The sequence below is a fragment of the Streptomyces sp. NPDC088147 genome (genome assembly GCF_044741565.1).
In the GTDB taxonomy this organism is placed as follows: domain Bacteria; phylum Actinomycetota; class Actinomycetes; order Streptomycetales; family Streptomycetaceae; genus Streptomyces.
The window spans coordinates 71763-88737 of record NZ_JBIUSY010000006.1; the positions used below are offsets into that span (position 1 = coordinate 71763).

The 16975-nt window shown below is 70.7% G+C and carries 14 protein-coding genes; 6 read left to right on the top strand and 8 right to left on the bottom strand.

The genetic code is table 11. The features are described 5' to 3' along the window. Positions 1-77: 77 nt before the first annotated feature. The 3 genes from ACIOGX_RS21205 to ACIOGX_RS21215 form a co-directional block, all read right to left on the bottom strand. Positions 78-1415, bottom strand: a complete 1338-nt coding sequence (locus ACIOGX_RS21205; protein WP_356518731.1) for an aldehyde dehydrogenase family protein — start codon at positions 1413-1415, stop codon at positions 78-80. A 120-nt stretch (positions 1416-1535) separates the two neighbouring features. Then, complete coding sequence (locus ACIOGX_RS21210; protein ID WP_401915217.1) at positions 1536-2762, bottom strand: MFS transporter; 1227 nt, start codon at positions 2760-2762, stop codon at positions 1536-1538. A 75-nt stretch (positions 2763-2837) separates the two neighbouring features. Further along, complete coding sequence (locus tag ACIOGX_RS21215) at positions 2838-4067, bottom strand: alpha/beta fold hydrolase (RefSeq protein WP_356518733.1); 1230 nt, start codon at positions 4065-4067, stop codon at positions 2838-2840. 93 nt (positions 4068-4160) lie between these two features. On the opposite strand from ACIOGX_RS21215, the gene ACIOGX_RS21220 reads away from it, so the two are divergent. Beyond that, the gene (locus ACIOGX_RS21220; RefSeq protein ID WP_356518734.1) at positions 4161-4775 is read left to right on the top strand and encodes a TetR/AcrR family transcriptional regulator; all 615 of its coding nucleotides are present in this window, start codon (positions 4161-4163) and stop codon (positions 4773-4775) included. Between the two features lie 95 nt (positions 4776-4870). On the opposite strand, the gene ACIOGX_RS21225 is transcribed toward ACIOGX_RS21220, so the two are convergent. Then, positions 4871-6100, bottom strand: coding sequence for an amidohydrolase family protein (locus tag ACIOGX_RS21225; RefSeq protein ID WP_401769491.1), 1230 nt, complete (start codon positions 6098-6100; stop codon positions 4871-4873). 224 nt (positions 6101-6324) lie between these two features. Between ACIOGX_RS21225 and ACIOGX_RS21230 the strand changes: the two genes are divergently transcribed. Beyond that, complete coding sequence (locus ACIOGX_RS21230) at positions 6325-7173, top strand: MurR/RpiR family transcriptional regulator (RefSeq protein ID WP_401915222.1); 849 nt, start codon at positions 6325-6327, stop codon at positions 7171-7173. A gap of 390 nt (positions 7174-7563) precedes the next feature. Continuing rightward, a complete protein-coding gene (locus ACIOGX_RS21235; RefSeq protein ID WP_401915225.1) occupies positions 7564-8871 on the top strand; it encodes a carotenoid oxygenase family protein in 1308 nt (435 codons plus the stop codon). 96 nt (positions 8872-8967) lie between these two features. On the opposite strand, the gene ACIOGX_RS21240 is transcribed toward ACIOGX_RS21235, so the two are convergent. Then, a complete protein-coding gene (locus ACIOGX_RS21240) occupies positions 8968-9618 on the bottom strand; it encodes a ScbR family autoregulator-binding transcription factor (protein WP_356518486.1) in 651 nt (216 codons plus the stop codon). 162 nt (positions 9619-9780) lie between these two features. On the opposite strand from ACIOGX_RS21240, the gene ACIOGX_RS21245 reads away from it, so the two are divergent. Continuing rightward, the gene (locus ACIOGX_RS21245; RefSeq protein ID WP_401915228.1) at positions 9781-10746 is read left to right on the top strand and encodes a ScbA/BarX family gamma-butyrolactone biosynthesis protein; all 966 of its coding nucleotides are present in this window, start codon (positions 9781-9783) and stop codon (positions 10744-10746) included. Positions 10747-10864: 118 nt separating this feature from the next. Next, positions 10865-11266 carry an ACT domain-containing protein gene (locus ACIOGX_RS21250; protein WP_356518484.1) on the top strand — a complete coding sequence of 134 codons (402 nt, stop codon included), beginning with the start codon at positions 10865-10867 and terminating at the stop codon, positions 11264-11266. Between the two features lie 21 nt (positions 11267-11287). Here the strand turns inward: ACIOGX_RS21250 and ACIOGX_RS21255 are convergent, their stop codons facing one another. Beyond that, positions 11288-11662, bottom strand: a complete 375-nt coding sequence (locus tag ACIOGX_RS21255; protein WP_383973710.1) for a CU044_2847 family protein — start codon at positions 11660-11662, stop codon at positions 11288-11290. A gap of 67 nt (positions 11663-11729) precedes the next feature. Then, a complete protein-coding gene (locus ACIOGX_RS21260) occupies positions 11730-12380 on the bottom strand; it encodes a CatB-related O-acetyltransferase (RefSeq protein ID WP_383973712.1) in 651 nt (216 codons plus the stop codon). Positions 12381-12756: 376 nt separating this feature from the next. Between ACIOGX_RS21260 and ACIOGX_RS21265 the strand changes: the two genes are divergently transcribed. Further along, positions 12757-13932 (top strand): macrolide family glycosyltransferase, encoded by a 1176-nt coding sequence (locus ACIOGX_RS21265; protein WP_401915233.1) that lies wholly within the window; start codon positions 12757-12759, stop codon positions 13930-13932. 81 nt (positions 13933-14013) lie between these two features. Here ACIOGX_RS21265 and ACIOGX_RS21270 read toward each other — a convergent pair whose 3' ends face one another. Further along, positions 14014-16914 carry a WD40 repeat domain-containing protein gene (locus ACIOGX_RS21270; protein WP_401915235.1) on the bottom strand — a complete coding sequence of 967 codons (2901 nt, stop codon included), beginning with the start codon at positions 16912-16914 and terminating at the stop codon, positions 14014-14016. Positions 16915-16975 lie beyond the last annotated feature (61 nt).

Consider the following 16975-nt stretch of genomic DNA (forward strand, 5'->3'; position numbering starts at 1 on the left):
ATGGCCGGCTGCGGCGAGGTGCCCGGGTGGAGATGTGCCGGGCTGCCGGGGCGGCGGTGCGTCACCTGGTCGCACGGTCAGGCCACGGTCACGTCGAGGACCGGCTTGCGGTGACTGAACGTCTCGACGGAGAAGCGGCCGTGGTAGGCGCCCATACCGCTGCCGCCGACCCCGCCGAAGGGCAGTTCGGGGACGCCGAGTTGCTGCATGGGCCACCCGAAGACGAGCGCTCCCGACGAGGTCTCCTCGGCGAGCCGGCGCCGCGTGGTGTCGTTGTTGGTGAAGGCGTACAGGGCAAGCGGCCTGTCGCGGTCGTTGACGAAGGCGATCGCCTCGTCCAGGCCCGAAACGGTCAGGATCGGGAGCACGGGACCGAAGATCTCCTCCTGCATGACCGGGGCGCTCGGTGACACGTCGGCCAGTACGGTCGGGGCGATGTAGTTGTCGGCGCGCTCGGTCTGCCCGCCGATGACCGTACGGCCGGCGGCCAACAGGGCGGTGAGCCGGTCGAAGTGGCGTTCGTCGACGATCCGGCCGTAGTCCTCGCACGCTCGCGGATCGTGCCCGAACCGCTTGTTCACGGCGCTGGTCAGGGTGGCTTCGAGGGCTTGGGCGGTGTGCGGATCGGTGAGGACGTAGTCGGGCGCGACGCACGTCTGACCCGCGTTGGTGAACTTGGCCGCCACCAGGCGCTCGGAGGTGACGTGCAGATCGGCGTCGTGGTCGACGAACACCGGTGACTTCCCACCCAGTTCGAGGGTCACCGGGGTCAGGTGCGCGGCGGCCGCGGCCATCACGACGCGGCCGACGGTGCCGTTGCCGGTGTAGAAGATGTGGTCGAAGCGCTGGGCCAACAGCAGGGTCGTCTCCTCGACGCCGCCCTCCACCACCGCGGTGGCGTCGGGGTCGAGGTATCGCGCCAGCAGCACGGCGAGCAGCGCCGAGGTCGCGGCCGCGTACTCGGCCGGTTTGATGACGACGGCGTTGCCGGCCGCGAGCGCGCCCGCGACCGGTACGAGCAGCAGGTTGACCGGGTAGTTCCAGGCGGAGATGACCAGCGCCACGCCCAGCGGCTCCCACTCGGTGCGGGCTGTGGTGCCCTGGGGAAGGTGCGCGGGTACGGCCACGGACTGCGGTGCCAGCCAGGTGTTCAGGTGCTCCAGGCAGCCGTCGATCTCCCGGAGGGTGCCGCCGATCTCCATGGTGTCGACCTCGGCGCGGCTCTTGCGCAGGTCCGCGTACAGGGCGTCGGCGATGGCGTCCGCGTTCTCGGTGAGCAGGGTCCGCAGCCGCTTGAGCTGTGTCCTGCGCCAGTCGAGCGGCCTGGTGCGTCCGGTGCGGAACGTCTCGCGCAGCCGCGTGACGACAGCTGCCGCGTCGGTGCCGGTGAATGCCGTGGTGGGGTGAGTGGTCACGAGGCTCTCCTTCTGTTTCTGCGGGCCTGTTTCTGTCATCGGAGACAGGGGGGCGGGCCCGGAGGCGTGTTCCGTGGGCGGACCAGGGTGCCGTGCGACGGGTCGCGGGGGGGCGGGGTGTCAGCGCATCGGGTCACCGTGGCCGTGGGGTCCGCAGGGCCGTGTGCGCGTCAGGCGGGCCCCGGTCACGGCGGCGATCAGGACGACGCAGCCGGTGAACACCAGTCCCGCGGTCTCCAGGCCCACGGCGGTGCTCAGCGCCCCCACCCCGACGACCGGCAGGGACATGCCCGCGTAGGCCACGACGAAGAGGGACGACACGGTCGCGGCCCGGTGCTCCGCGCCTGCGGCGCCGCTGACCGCTGCCATGCCCGCCCGGAACGCGATGCCCTGACCGATGCCGCCGCAGGCACCGCCCATGACCAGGAGGATCAGGGACCCGGCGGTCAACGAGGCACCGACCATGGCCAGACCGGCGACCAGTACCAGGCAGCCGACGGCAAGGACGCGGCGGGACACCCGGTCCCCCGCCAGTGCCTGCCCGACGGTGGAGCCCAGGAAGACGACGAACACGGTCAGGCCGCCGACCGCCAGGTTCCGCACCCCGAGCCCTGCGAGGAAGGCGGGGGCGGTGGCCGTGAACAGCCCTTGCAGTGCGAATCCGGAGAAGGCCGCCAGCGCCGCCGGCAGGAACACACTCCGCACCTGGGAAGCCAGATACAGCCCCGGTGGCCGCGGGCGCGTGGGGGCCGGCGTCGTGACAGCCGTCTCCGGCAGCAGCAGGACGGTCACGGCGGTACCGGCCAGCAGTACGAGATGCAGGAGGAACGGCGAGATCAACGGCCCCGGTACGTACTGGGCGAGGACACCCGACAGCAGTGTGCCGCAGCCCAGGCCGCCCATGTTGGCCGCCGTCGCGGCGAAGGCCGCGCGGGACCGTCCGGCCGGGGCGGCCAGCTCCAGCACAGTGACCGTGCCGGTACCGCTCAGCAGTCCGATCGAGCACCCGGACAACAGCCGTCCCGCGTACAGCAGCGGCAACCCGTCCGCGAGGAGGAAGCATCCGGCGCTGGCCGCCGCGAGGAGGAGCGCGCCCAGCAGCACCGGACGTCTGCCAAGGCGGTCGGAGAGGTTGCCCGCCAGCAGCAGCGTGACGACGACCCCGATGGCGTACGTGGCGAAGATCAGTGTCGCTGTCAGCTCGGAGAAGCCGAACGCCTCGCCGTACAGGCCGTAGAGCGGGGTGGGCAGCGTCGCGCCGGCCATGCCGACGGCGAGGACCGCGGCGGCGGTGCGGAATCCGGGACGCCCGCGCACCTGCGTGCGGCCCGGGGGTGTGTGGAGCATGAGGTCACCTGGGAGAGGGTCGATTGCGCCGCGGACCGACGGGATGCAGGGGGCCCGTACGGCCCGGCCCGGCGATCATGCGGCTGCCGGACGTTCGCGCAGGGTGTCGTCCAGCCAGTCGTAGACGCGGGCCATCGCCAGGCGCTGCGCGCCGGCGTGGCAGTGTGCGCCCGCACCCTCGTCGGCCGTGAACCGCAGCAGGGTCTTGGGGCAGGTCAGGTGGTCGTAGAGCTGTTGGGGCTGACCGGCGAAGAACTCGTCCTCGGCGGCCTCGCAGACGAGCGTGGGACAGGTGATCCTCTCGGCGATGCCCTGGCGGACGTGGTAGTCGAGGTAGGCGGCGCACACTGCGCGGGGCGTCGCAGCGCCCATCGCGTACATGCCATGGTTGTACGCCCAGCGGCTGACGGGGTTGTCGGCCATGCTCCGGTCGAGCATCGCGTCGAACTCGGGGTCGGCGTCGGCGCGCAGTCGTCGTTCCACCTCGGCGCCTTCGCCGGGAAGCCGGCCGACGGCCCGGGTTCCGAAGTCGTAGACGCCGTCCAGGGCCACCAGCGCCGCCGGCCGGTGCTCGAACGCGGCTGCCCGGGGCGCGAGCACGCCGCCCAGGCTGATGCCGACAAGCGCGGTGCGGCGGCTGTCGACCTCCGGCAGAGTCCCGGCGAAGTCCAGCACCGGGCCGATGACGTTCTCCCAGTCCGGGCGGAAGACCAGGCCCTCGCGGTGCAGTGGACCGGGCTGGCCCGGCCCGTCGAAGGTCAGCACGGTGTAGCCGCGCTCCACCCCGGCCAGTGCGCCGGTGAAGTGCAGTTCCTCAGCGGTGCCGTCGAATCCCGTGTGCATGATCACCGTGGGCCGCGGAGCCCCGCCGTCGTCCACCCGGTAGAGGTAGCCCGGCAGGGTGGTGCCCTCATAGGGAATGGCGACCGGCTCGATCCGGGGGGTGAACAGCTCCGCCGCGGCCCGGAAACACTCGACGCTGCGCTCGTAGGCCTGCTCGTGCCGGGGATCGCAGGGGTTGCCGTGCAGGAAGAACTCCGCCGAGCGGTAGTAGTTCGACGCCCGCAGGAAGGCATCCCGCGCGCTGACGCGGTGCCCGCCCTCCAGTGACTGCCGCGCCTCGGCGCTGACGCGGTCGGCCGTCACACGCCACTCGTCGTGCCAACTGCCGTAGTCGCCCTCCGTGATGCGCTGCGCCGTCGTCAGGACCTCGGCGAAGTCCGCGCCGCCGTAAGCGATGTTGCTGAACGAGCGCAGCGTCTCGAACCAGAACTGGGAGTTTCCCTGAAACAGCAGCCGCTCCATGAACGCCCCTAACGCAAGGATTTTGTACTTTAGGAGCCGACCGTAGGTGGTCGCGACCCGAAAAAGCAATGGCTAATGCTTTAATCTGGGGAGATGCGTACGAACGAGCCGACCCAGCGCCCCGGTGGCAGATCCGCCCGGGTCCGGGCTGCGGTCCATCAGGCCGTGATCGAGCTGCTGTCCCAGCCCGACGTCAACGACCTGACCATCCCGGCCGTCGCCCAGCGCGCCGGCGTCAATCCCACCAGCATCTACCGCCGTTGGGGCAGCCGTGAGGCGCTGCTGGCCGACGTGGCGGTCACCCGGATGGAGGGCGCCTGGCCACTGGCGGACACCGGGACCCTGCGGGGAGACCTGGTCCAGTGGGCCACCAACGGCGCGGCCTCTCTGGTGCGCGCGGACGGCCAACTCATCCTGCGAGCCCTGGCGTTGTCGCTGCCCGGCACCCCGCAGGCCCAGGCCGATCGCAGGGAGCACCTCCGACGCCGCGCCGATGCCCTCCAGGACATCCTCAGCCGCGCCGCCGAGCGAGGGGAGTTCCCTCCGCCCCTCGACGAGGTGCTCGACCATCTCCTCGCGCCGCTCTACCTGCGTGCCCTCTTCGGCCACATGCCTCCCGGCCCCGCCTACCCTCAAGAACTGGTCGACCGGCTCCTCGACGGCGGCTCCGCCCGGCGGACCGGTGGCCCCCGGCGGCACGGAGCGTGACGGCGCCGGTCGTCCGCCCCGGCCCGGCCGGCCGGCGCGGGGACGGATCCGGAGGGAGCGGTCATGCGTGCGTCGGGCCACCACCGGGTCACCCGTCAGACCACGACCGATCCGCCCTTGACGACATGCCGCAGCTTCTCCCGCGGCCGGGTGAGGACGCCGATGTCGTCGAGAGGGTCGCCGTCCACGATGAGCAGATCGGCGTGGGCGCCGACCGCGAGCGTGCCGATCAGCCCGTCCATCCCCAGCAGCCGGGCGGCCGTGGTGGTCGCCGAGCGGATGAGGTCGGCGGCGGGAACGATCTGCGCGCGCAGAGTGAACTCCTCCAGCTGATGGTCGCACAGGGGGCCGAGGAGGTCGGAACCGTAGACGACCTGCACCCCGGCCCGGTGTGCTCTTTCGAGGGCGCCGAGGCCCGCCTCGCGCACATCCGCGATCTTGCCGTACGTCACCTCGCTCATCCCGTGCTGCTTGCCGAAGCGGGCCATCATGTCGTACGTGATGAGGGTCGGGACGAGGAACGCGTCCTTGTCCAGGAGCAGTTGGACGGTCTCGTCATTGATGAGGTTGCCGTGCTCCACGCAGCGCGCTCCCGCGCGCAGGGCCAGATCGATGCCCCGGGGGTGGTAGGCGTGCACGGTGACGTAACGGTTGTGGTTGGCGGCCTCGGCAACGGCGGCACCGATCTCCTCCTCCGTGTACTGCACGGAGGAGACTTCGTCATGAGGTGAGGCGACGCCTCCGGAGAGCAGCACCTTCAGGTGCCGCGCACCCTTGCGGAACTCGTCGCGGGCGGCGGCCCGCACGGCGTCGACGCCGTCGGCGATACGGGCGAAGCCGGGGCCGATCTCGCAGCAGGGACGGGAGTTGTCGCTCCGTCCGCGCATGTCACCGTGGCCACCCGTCTGTGTGAGCGCCTTGCCGCCGAAGACGAGCCGTGGCCCCTGGACCAGGCCCTCCTGAATAGCCCGCGCCATTCCCCAGTCGGCGCCGCCGACATCCCGGACCGTGGTGAAGCCGCGACGCAGCATCCGGCCGGCCTCGCCAAAGGCCCTGGCCGTCATGTAGCTGGGCGCCCAGTCGGCGATCTCGTGAAACCTCAGCGTGGTGAGCAACAGGTGGACGTGGGCGTCGATCAGGCCGGGAAGCGCCGTAGCACCCTTCGCGTCGATGACGCGGCGATCGCGGTCGGACGACGCAGGCGGTCTGCCGGTGCCGGTCGCGGCGATGCGTCCGTCCACCGCCTCCAGCCAGCCGGGACCGGTGAGTGCGCCGGCTTCGGGATGGAGGAGGTGCGTGTTCTTGATGAGGAGGGAGCCGCTCATGCTCATACCTCTCGCTGCAACGATTGATGCATCCACTCTCGATGAGCAATCATTGGTGCGTCAAGGTCGGCTCCTCGGGCCGGCCCATCCCGCGGAGCCCAATCCGGGTGCGCAACCGGACCCGCGCCCCCGGGCGACGGCGACGGTGCCGGCATGGCACGCTGCGCGTGGGCCCCGATGCGCCGGTGGCACGTCGCATCACCGAACGCCAGGAGGAACGGCACATGTCAGTGGAGACCTGGCTGAGCGCACTGAACGGGTACCAAACGCTCGGACCGCAGGCCACCAGGGTGGTCCGTTTCCTGGCCCGGGAACCGCAGCTGGCCGCCTACGCGTCGGCTCGCGAGATCGCCGAGCGCGCCGCCGTCAACACCTCCACCGTCGTGCGCACCGCCCAGCAGTTCGGCTACGACGGCTGGCCCGCCCTGCGCCACGATTTGCGCAGCCACTACGTGGCATCGATGGCCAGCGGCGATGCCGCGAACCGCTTCTCGGCGCCCGAGACCGAGAGCGCGGTCACCCGCATGCTGCGCCAGGACGCCGTCAATCTCCGGACACTCGCCACACCGGACACCACCGAAGCGATCCGCGCGGTCGCCGCCGCCATCGGCTCCTCTCGCCGCATCCTGGTTCTCGGCACGGGCATCGCCGCAGCACCGGCCGGTCTGCTGAGCCACCTCGGGGCGATCATGGGCCAGGACATCCGGCTCTCGTCCGGCGCCGCGACCGTCCAGGCGGCCCAGGTCGCACAACTCGGCGAGGACGACTGCCTGGTGGCGATCAACGTGTGGCGACTGCCCCGGACGCTGCGTGCCCTGGCCGAACTGGCGAAGGAACGCGGAGCGAAGGTCTGTGTCTTGACGGACCTGCATGCGTCCACTCTGAGCGCCGTCGCCGACCACGTGGTGGTGGCACCCATCGAGGGCGTACGGTCGGCCCCCTCACTCACCGCGATGGTCGCCGTCGTCCAGGCCGTGATCGCGGCTCTGGCCGCGACACCGGACGCCGTCAAGGCGGTGGGACGCGTCGAGCAGGTCTGGCTGCGGCTGGACCTGCTGGACGACGAGGACTGAAACCGGCGCGGAAATCTGCCGCGCCGCGCGTACGGGACATCGACTGCCGCGCCGCGACGCTTCCCCTGCGAAGCTCCACCTTGACACGCTAGGCATTGCATGAGAACACTGGATGCAATGAACGTTGCATCGCACTGATGCTCACTCCTGCACTCCGGGCCCCTGCTCCTCCCGGCCTGCCTCGCCGACCGGACCGGACCCCACGCGGGCATCGCCACCATGGCGTGCTTCGCGTTTGCGGCAATCGTCGACGTCCGCCACCGAGCCCGCACCTTGCCCGTCCGACCGACTTCCACTCGGCCCACTCAACGAGAAGGAATCATGACGACCACTCCGGAAAACACCGCTGAGGTAAGCAACTCGCCGTACCACGTGGGGCATTACACGCCGGTGACCGATGAGATCGACGGTTTCGACCTGACGGTCACCGGCACCCTGCCGCCCGAGCTGACCGGCCGCTATCTGCGCACCGGCACCAACCCGCGGCCCGGCGAGGACCCCGGCCACTTGTTCACCGCCAACGGCATGCTGCACGGCGTCCGGCTGCGCGACGGCCGCGCCGAGTGGTACCGCAACCGCTGGGTACGCACCAGCAAGTTCGCCGGCAAGCGGCTCCGGAATGAGGACGGGTCCGTCGATCTCACCGCGGTGGGCGCGAACACCCATGTCATCGCGCACGCCGACAAACTCCTCGCCCTGACCGAGAGTGGTTTCCCGTACGAGGTGACTGGTGAGTTGGGGACGGTTGGTCCTTGTACTTTCGGCGGTCGGTTGACGACCGCGATGACGGCTCATCCCAAGGAGGATCCGGTCACCGGTGAACTTCTCTTCTTCGGCTACAGTGCCGTGGCCCCGCACCTCACCTACCACCGGCTGTCGGCGGCGGGGGAGCTGGTGGAGAGCCGGCGGATAGCGGTTCCGGCGGGCACGATGATGCATGACTTCGCCATCACCGAGAACCACGTGATCTGGCTCGACCTCCCGGTCGTCTTCGACCTCCGGCTGGCCGGCGGGGGCATGCCGATGCGCTGGGACGACACCTACGGCGCCCGGCTGGGACTGATGCGCCGCGACGGCACCGGCGACGTACGCTGGTTCGACATCGACCCCTGCTACATCTTCCACGTCGCCAACGCCCACGAGGACACCACGGGACGGATCGTCCTGGAGGCCGTGCGCTACTCCCGGACCGCGTTCGACACCATGTGGCAGGCCATGGGCGGCCACGTCGCCAACCCGGTCACCGACACCGGATGGGTACTGGGCGAGACACAGGGCGGACAGGTGCACCGCTGGCTGCTCGACCCGGCCACCGGCACCGTGAGCGAGCAGGCACTCGACGACCGCGGAGTGGAGATGCCGACCGTCAACGACAACCTCACCGGCCGCTACAGCCGCTACCTCTACACCGTCACCGAACACGCCATCCTCAAGCACGACACCGTCACAGGCACCGCGACACCATACGGCACCGGGCACGGCACCTCACCCGGCGAAGCCGTCTTCGTCCCCGCACACGACAACGGCAACGACGAAGACGCCGGATACCTGCTCTCCATGGTCTCCCACGGCACGACCCACGGATCGGAGCTACTGGTCCTGAACGCCCAGGACATGACCCGGACAGCCACCGTGCACATGCCGCACCGCGTCCCCGCCGGCGTCCACGGCAGCTGGATCCCCGACCCACAGCGATAACCCGGGACAGGACCTCCATGGACCGCGGTCCTCGCGGCGTCCCGCCTTCGGCTCGTAGCCCGGGTCGATTCCGAAAACGCCGGGAGAAGACGACCTCTAAGGGGAGGCGGTTCGCGTCGGTGTGGCGCCGGCCCGCGCCTCGCCGAACTCCAGACGCTTCATGACACTGGGCACCGCGATCGCCGGCAGGACACAGTGCCAGATCTCCTCGATACGCTGTCGCAGATCACGGCGCCCGCTCTCCAGGCTCGCGTGCATCTGCGCGCCGGTACACGCGTAGACGATGAGGCGGGCCACCGCGTCGATCTGGACACCCACCCTCAGCTCACGTCTGCGCCCGGCGTCGACGAGATCCTCGGTCATCACCCGCACCCACTGCTGGTGCGAGTTCTCGTCCGGGTCGATGAAGTGCTCCTGGTCCATCACCAGCCGGGCTCCCGCCAACAGCACGGGATCATCGACCAGTTGACGGCCCCAGGTGAGCGTGACGTCGATGGCGTGCTGGATTCCCCTGGACTCGACCGGCGGCACCACCAGGTCGGGCTGGCTGCGGACTATCTCGCGAGCCAGCTCTTCCTTGCTCGGGAAGTGGAAGTACATCGCGCCCAGCGTGAGGCCGGCGCGGTGGGCGATCTTGGCAACGCTCGCACCGGCGAACCCGGACTCGGCGAAGACCTCCGCCCCCGCGCGCACCAGAGCGGCCCTGGTGCGCAACGCCCGTTCCTGCTTCAGGCTCCGTCCCGTCAACTGATTGTTCCCCACCATACTCAGTACAGCCTCGACAAAGAAAAGAATGCTCTCTATTTTATGATGCGGCAGCTGATTCAAGCCAACACGTGACACCGCAAGCCAGCCCGCTGACACGTGTTGACGTTCCAGTTCCAGCGACATCCAAGGGGGAGAAGTCGCATGGCCTGCAACACCATCCGCTCAGCACCGTCCACACCCGCACCCGGACCCGCGCTCAAGGGGTACGTTCGCAAGTCCGAGACCGATGAGATCCTGGTTCGCGACTGGCGCAACGTCTCCCCCGAGACCCAGATCGTTACCCTGCAGTGGCCTCACACGCACTCTTTCTACACACTTCCCGGAGGTGCCACCAGCCCTCTGCTCCTCACCGAATGCGTCCGGCAGGGACTCGCCCTGCTTTCCCATACGGTCCATGACATCCCGCTCGACCACCGACTGGGCTGGGAATACGCCAGGACCACGGTCGCGCGGGCCGCGTTACGTCCGCGGTCAGGACCCATGACCGCGGAGCTGAGGATCACGCACACCTCGGTCACCCGCCGCCGCGGCGGCTCGGTCCAGCTGACCGCGCTCATCAACTCCACCGTCGGCGGTGAGCACTTGGGCACCGCCGAGATCCGCTACACCACCCACCCGCCGGCCATCTACCATCGGCTGCGCAGGGAGTACGCGGACGCCGGGCGAGCCTTCGCCAATGCCCTGCCCCCGGCGGCGCCCGCCGCTCCCGGTCTGGTGGGCCGTGACGACCCCGGGGATGTCGTCATCGCACCGACCGGCACCGCGCGCCACTGGCAGTTGCGTACGGACACCTCACACTCGACTCTCTACGACCACCCGCATGACCACATCCCCGGGATGGTTCTCCTGGAGGCCGTGTCCCAGGCCGCCCAGGCCGAGTTCGGCGAGCGGGGCCCGGTGGTGCCGTTCGACTTCGACACCGTCTTCTCGCGGTATGTCGAGTTCGACGCCCCGGTCTGGATCGATGTCGCACCGGAGACCCCGGACGTGCTGGGCAGGGACCGGCTCCGTGTGACGGGGACGCAGAACGGCCGGGACGTCTTCCGCACCGTGGTGACCTGCGCGCCGGCCACCACTCCGGGAGCGGCGGCGCCGCGCGTGACGTAGTCAGGACTCCGGAGGGGGGTGCGGCCGGCCGGAGAGTGCCGGCCGCGCCCGCCGGGGCGGGCCGCCACGCGGTACCCGCGTGGCTCGCCGTACCGGAACCGCGCGTAGTCTGCCGGGCATGACTGGTGAAAGTGATCTGCGGAAACTGCTGAGCGGCATGCGCCCGCAACTCAACCCGGGCCGCTATGTGTTCAGTACCGTCGACGGGGGTGGTGTTCCCGCCGGTGTCACCCCCGTGGTCACGGTCGCCGAGCAGGAGGGCCTCACGCTGGTGGTACGGCTGGAGGACGCCGATACGGTCGGGCTGCCGTACGACTACGTGGCCGGCTGGATCACCTTGCGCGTCCACTCCGCCCTGGAGGCGGTCGGCCTCACCGCCGCCGTCGCCCGGGAGCTCGCCGATATCGGCGTGAGCTGCAACGTGGTCGCCGGTTTCCATCACGACCACCTCTTCGTACCGTACGAACGTGCCGCCGAGGCGGTCGCCGCGCTGGAGGCCCTCGCGCACCGGGCCCCATGACGCGGCACTACCCCACGCCGGTCAACTCCCCTGCGGATCAGCCGGCGTTGGGGCCGCCTCGTCACTTCTGTTCCAGGTCAGACTCACGGAGAAGTTCGCGGCCGTCGCCGTACTGGCGATGACGACATCGGCCTCGGCGGACAGCGACACACCGAACTCCAGCGTGATCTCGTCCGGCGCGTTCGCCATCCCCCGCAATCGCCCCACGAAGCTCTCCGCCACGGGCCGTACGGTGTCCAGCATCTGGCCGAACGACCGCTCGGCCCGCGCCACGGAGCGGCTGCCGCGCCCGACGCGGACGAGGGCCTCGTCCACTTCACGGATCTGCACCCGGATCGTCTCGTCGCTGCCGTCGCCCAGGGGCACTTCGACGGTGTGAACGGCGCGTTCGCTCATGGCATCCTCCAACAGACGGGAGTGGGAGATCCTAACGAATCCGGTGGCCGGTCGGACGGTCGCCGTGTCACCCGCCCGGGGTTTCCGGGGCGGCGGCTTCGAGGTCGTCGATGCTGCCCGACATGATCGTGCGCACATGCTCGGTGATGTGTTCCGCCGGCCAGTCCCACCAGGCCACCGACAGCAGCCGGGCCACGTCCTCGTCGCTGTAGCGGGTACGGATGAGCCGGGCCGGGTTTCCGCCGACGATCCCGTAGTCGGGCACGTCCGTGGTGACCACGGCGCCGGAGCCGATGATGGCGCCGTGGCCGATCCGTACGCCGGGCATCACCGTCGTGCGGTAACCGAACCAGACGTCGTTCCCGACGACGGTGTCACCGCGGCCCGGCAGGCCGGTGAGCAGGTCGAAGTGCTCGGCCCACGAGCCGCCCATGGTGGGGAAGGGGAAGGTGGACGGGCCGTCCATACGGTGGTTGGCGCCGTTCATGATGAACCGGACGCCCGTGCCCAGCGCACAGAACTTGCCGATGACCAGCTTCTCCGGGCCGTAGTGGTACAGCACGTTGTTCGTCTCGAACGCCGTCGGGTCGTCCGGGTCGTCGTAGTAGGAGTACTCCCCGACCTCGATCAGCGGCGACTTCACCAGCGGTCGGAGCAGCACCACTCGTGGCTGATCGGGCATCGGATGGAGGACGGTCGCGTCGGCGGGCAGCGGCATGGCGAACATTTCCTTGTGGGGTTCGTATCGGTGTCGGCGGGGATCGCGTGTTCGATCCGGTGCCATGATCACACCATGCCGACCGGCGCCCGCGCTGCGGATCGACACCACCGACGGGAAATCGGTACGGACGGTGTCCTGCCCGTCCTGGGTGCGAGAACCGGGGTCGAAAATCCCGTGGCCGTGAATTCGGGGGCGGGTTAGGGTTCCTGGCATGTACTTCCACCAGATCTACGGCTGACACCGGACGGGGCTGAGCCCCCGCTCCCGTCGCGCACACCTGTGTGCGCCACCACAACCGCCATCGTGCGGGGAACGTGGCGCACCGGTTCGCCGTGTCCTTCCGCCGTAGACCTGAAGGTGAGAGTGATCGTCCATGTCCCGTCGCCGTGCCCATATCGCGATGATCGGCATCCCTGTCGTCAGTCATGTGCTGCCGAGCCTTGAGATCATCCGCGAGCTGGTGGCCCGTGGCCACCGGGTGACGTACGCCAACGACCCCGCGGTGGCCGGCCTGATCGCCGCCACCGGCGCCGAGTTCGTCCCCTGCGGCTCCGTACTGCCGGTGGCCGACAACAACTGGCCCGACGACCCCATCGCCGCGATGAGTCTGTTCCTCGATGACGCGGTTCAGGCGCTGCCGCGGCTGCGCGCCGCCTACGAGGACGACCCCGCGGACCTCTACCTGTACGACATCGGCGCCTACGCCGCGCGCGCCCTCGCCGAGGCGCGGAACCGGCCCCTCATGCAGCTGTCGCCGACCTTCGTGGCGTGGCAGGGCTACGACCAGGAGGTCGCGGCACACCTGTGGCGGCTGCCGGGCGCCGACGCGTACCGGACGAGGTTCACGCGGTGGCTCGACGAGTGCGGGGCGTCCACCACCGACATGGACGTCTTCTGCGGCCGTCCCGCGCGGACTCTGGCTCTGATCCCCCGGGCGATGCAACCGCACGCGGACCAGGTCGACACGGACACGGTGACGTTCGTCGGTCCCTGTCACGGCGCGCGGGCGGACGAGGGCGGCTGGAGGCGTCCGGCGGACGCGGAGAACGTACTGCTGATCTCGCTGGGCTCGGCGTACACCCGCCGGCCGGAGTTCTACCGCCAGTGCCTGGCGGCCTACGGCGACCTGCCCGGCTGGCATGTCGTCCTCCAGATCGGGAAGCACACCGATCCACGGGACCTCGGCGACATCCCGCCCAACGTCGAAGTGCACTCCTGGGTGCCTCAGTTGGCGATTCTGGAACAGGCCGACGCGTTCGTCACCCACGCGGGGATGGGCGGCAGCGGGGAGGGGCTGCTCACCGGCGTTCCGATGATCGCCGTCCCCCAGGGCGCCGAACAGTTCGCCAACGCCGACCGGCTCGTCGAACTGGGCGTGGCCCGCCGCGTCGACACGGCGGACGCCACCGCCGAGACCCTGCTGACCACTCTGCGCGAACTCGTCACCGACCCGGAGGTCGGCCACCGTTCGGCGCTGCTCCGTGCCGAAGCACGAGCCGAGGGCGGCACCTCACGGGCCGCCGATCTCATCGAGGAGGCGCTGGGCTGATCCGCGCCCGGTTCACGCCCGGGAGCCGCGGGCCCGCGGTTCCCGGCGTCCGTCGGCGCCGCCGGTGGCCGTCCTGCGGCCTCATGTGCAGGGCGGCCGGTAGGGGACGCCCGGCAGGTAGCGGTGCCAGACCGCCCGGGTGATGGTGGGGTGAGCGGCGGCGCAGGCGCGGGCGAGGAGAGGACGGAAGTCGACCGGCAGGACGCGGATCACCCCGTCGTACGCTCCGGACACCACGGCCCGGCCGTACGGGTCGAAGCGCAGCGCGCCGAGGGCCGTGGTGTATCCCGTGAGCGTGGCGCGGGCGGCGGGCCGTCGTGGATCGGTGACGTCCCACAGCCGGAGGGTCCGGTCGTCGCTCCCGGTGGCGAGGGCGCGGCCGTCCGGACTGAACGCGACCTCGCCCACGACATCACTGTGGCCGGTGAGGGCGGACAGTTCCCGGGGATGCCCGCGGTCCGCGATGTCCCACAGCCGGACCGCGGAGTCGCCGCCCCCGGCGGTGGCCAGGATCTCGCCGCGCGGGCTGAAGGCCACCGAGAGCGCGGCGATGCGGTGCGCGCGCCATCGCGACAGTCGCGTGGGCCGCCCCGGACCGCCCGTGTCCCACAGTTGCACGGTCTCGTCGTCGTCGGCCGTGGCCAGCGTGCGCCCGTCGGGACTGAAGGCCGCGGAGCGGATCGTGTCCTGGTGTCCGCCCAGCGTGGCCCGGGTCGTGGGGTGTTCCGGGTCGCCGGTGTCCCACAGGCGTACCGTCCGGTCACCGCCGGAGCTGGCGAGGGTACGGCCGTCGGGGCTGAAGGCCAGGGAGCGTACCGCGCCGGTGTGGCCGGCGAGCGTGGCCAGCAGCACCGGCCGTCTCCGGGCGGACACGTCCCACAGCCGGACCTTCCGGTCGTCCCCGGCGGTCGCCAGGATCCTGCCGTCCCGCCGCATCGCGACGGAGCGGACGAAGGTCCCGGAGGGGCCGAGGGTGGCCAGTTGGACAGGGCTCCGCGTGTCGCCGATGTCCCAGAGCCGTACGGTACGGTCACCGCCGGCCGTGGCCAGGAACCTCCCGTCCGGGCCGATCGCCAGCGAGACCAGCTCGCCGGAGTGGCCCACCCAGGACGGCATCAGCGTGCTGACCAGGCTGTCGCGTGTGTGTCGCGTGGGGGCCAGCCGGTGCGCGGCCAGGGCGATCTGCATGGCCAGGGCGGGATTCCCGTGCAGGAGTTCGGTGGCTCCCTCCGCCGCGTTCGCGGCGATCGCGCTGTTGCGCTGCCGGGTGACCTCCTCGTTGGCGCGGACGGCGTAGACGGACGTCGCCGTCGTCAGGGTCAGCAGTACGGCGAGCAGGGTGACCAGGAGCCGCAGCCGCCGGGCCCGGCGCAGGGCGGTGGTGGTCTCGGCAGCCTCCGCGGCCAGGCTGGCGTCCAGGAACGCGCGCTCCCGTACGGTGAGCCCGCTGTCGCCGTCGCGGGCCAGTTTCCCCGCCATGGCGAGACGTGTGCCGCGATAGAGCGCGCCGGGATCGCGGTTGAGGGACTCCCACGTCCCGGCGGCCTCGGTGAGCTGGCGGTGGGCGCGCAGGCGTTCCCGGTCCTGGGTCAGCCAGCGGCGCAGCCGGGGCCAGCCGCGGATCAGCGCCTCGTGCGTGACTTCCAGACGCCCGCCGTCGAGGGTGATCAGACGTACGGCCACGGCCCGGTCCAGTACCGCCGCGGTGTCCTCGTCGGCGTCCAGTTCCCCGCGAGTGATGCGGCGTTTGGTGTCTTCCGTGCCTTCGCCGAGGGCGGTCAGGCGCAGGAAGAGGTGACGGGCGACCGCCTGCCGTCCGGGGTCGAGTGCGGCGTAGAACGCCTCCGCCGTCTGTGCGAGCGAGCCCTCGATGCCGCCGGCCGCCTGGAACCCGGTCAGTGTCAGCACATTGCCGCGCCGGCGGCGCCAGGTCTCCAGCAGGGCGTGCGACAGCAAGGGCAGGACCGCCACCTGGCCCTGGGCCTGCCCCGTCAGGGCGGTGAGCAGCGGACCCTCCACCCGGCATCCCGCCTGGCCGGCGGGGCGCACGATGGCACGGTGCAACTCGTCGGCGCTCATGGGTCCTACGGTGATCTGCGCGTCGCGCAGCGCCGCCGCCAGCTCCGCGTACTCCGCGCAGTGCGGATAGAAATCGGTGCGTACGGCGATCACCACCCGGCAGCGGCTGCTGGGCGCCTGTGCCGCGGCGATGAGCGCCGCGATGAACCCGCTCCGCTCCTCCTGGCCGCGGCAGACGGTGAAGACCTCTTCGAACTGGTCCACCACCAGCACGACTTCACCGTCATCCCCGCTCTGGAGGGCGATCTGACGTACCGTCCGGTGCAGATTGCCCGGGTCCGCGGTGAATTCCGTGTAGAGCCGTGCGGCGGTGGATCGCGCGGGATAGGCGAGCTGGATGGCGGTCTCCTCCAGGGGGTGCGGTCCCGGAGTGAGCGTGATCACCTGGCAGCGGTCGTTCCCGGCTCGTAATCGTGCCAGCAGGCCCGCGCCCAGCAGGGAGGACTTGCCCGACCCCGAGGCGCCGAATACCGCCAGGAACCGCTGGGTGGCCAGTCGCGTCATCACCTCGCCGACGAGGGCCTCGCGGCCGAAGAACCACTTGGAGTCGTCGGGCCGGAAGGCCGCCAGGCCCACGTAGGGCGCCTCCGCGCGCTCCGCGACCGCGGATGCGTCCTCGTCCGCGGCGCTCTCCGCGGCGAGTTCGGCGGCGACGTCGTGCCAGCGCCGCGCCCACCGCGTCTCGTCCCCACCGCAGGCGCGGACGTAGGCCAGGGTCACCGCGAGAGTCGGCAGCCGCCGGCCCGCCGCGGCCCCGGAGAGCGTGGCGATGGAGTAGTGCGCGCGGGTCGACAGAATCCGGTAGGCCGGCTTCCCGGCCTCGTCACGCAGCCGGCGGAGATCCGCCGCGAACCGCAGAAGTGGCCCGTCCCCCGCCGCGAGCGGCATCTCTCCCCGTGGCACGTGCCCACCCCCCTGTCGATCATCACGATTGTTCAGTATCCGTTTGTTCACCACCAGATCG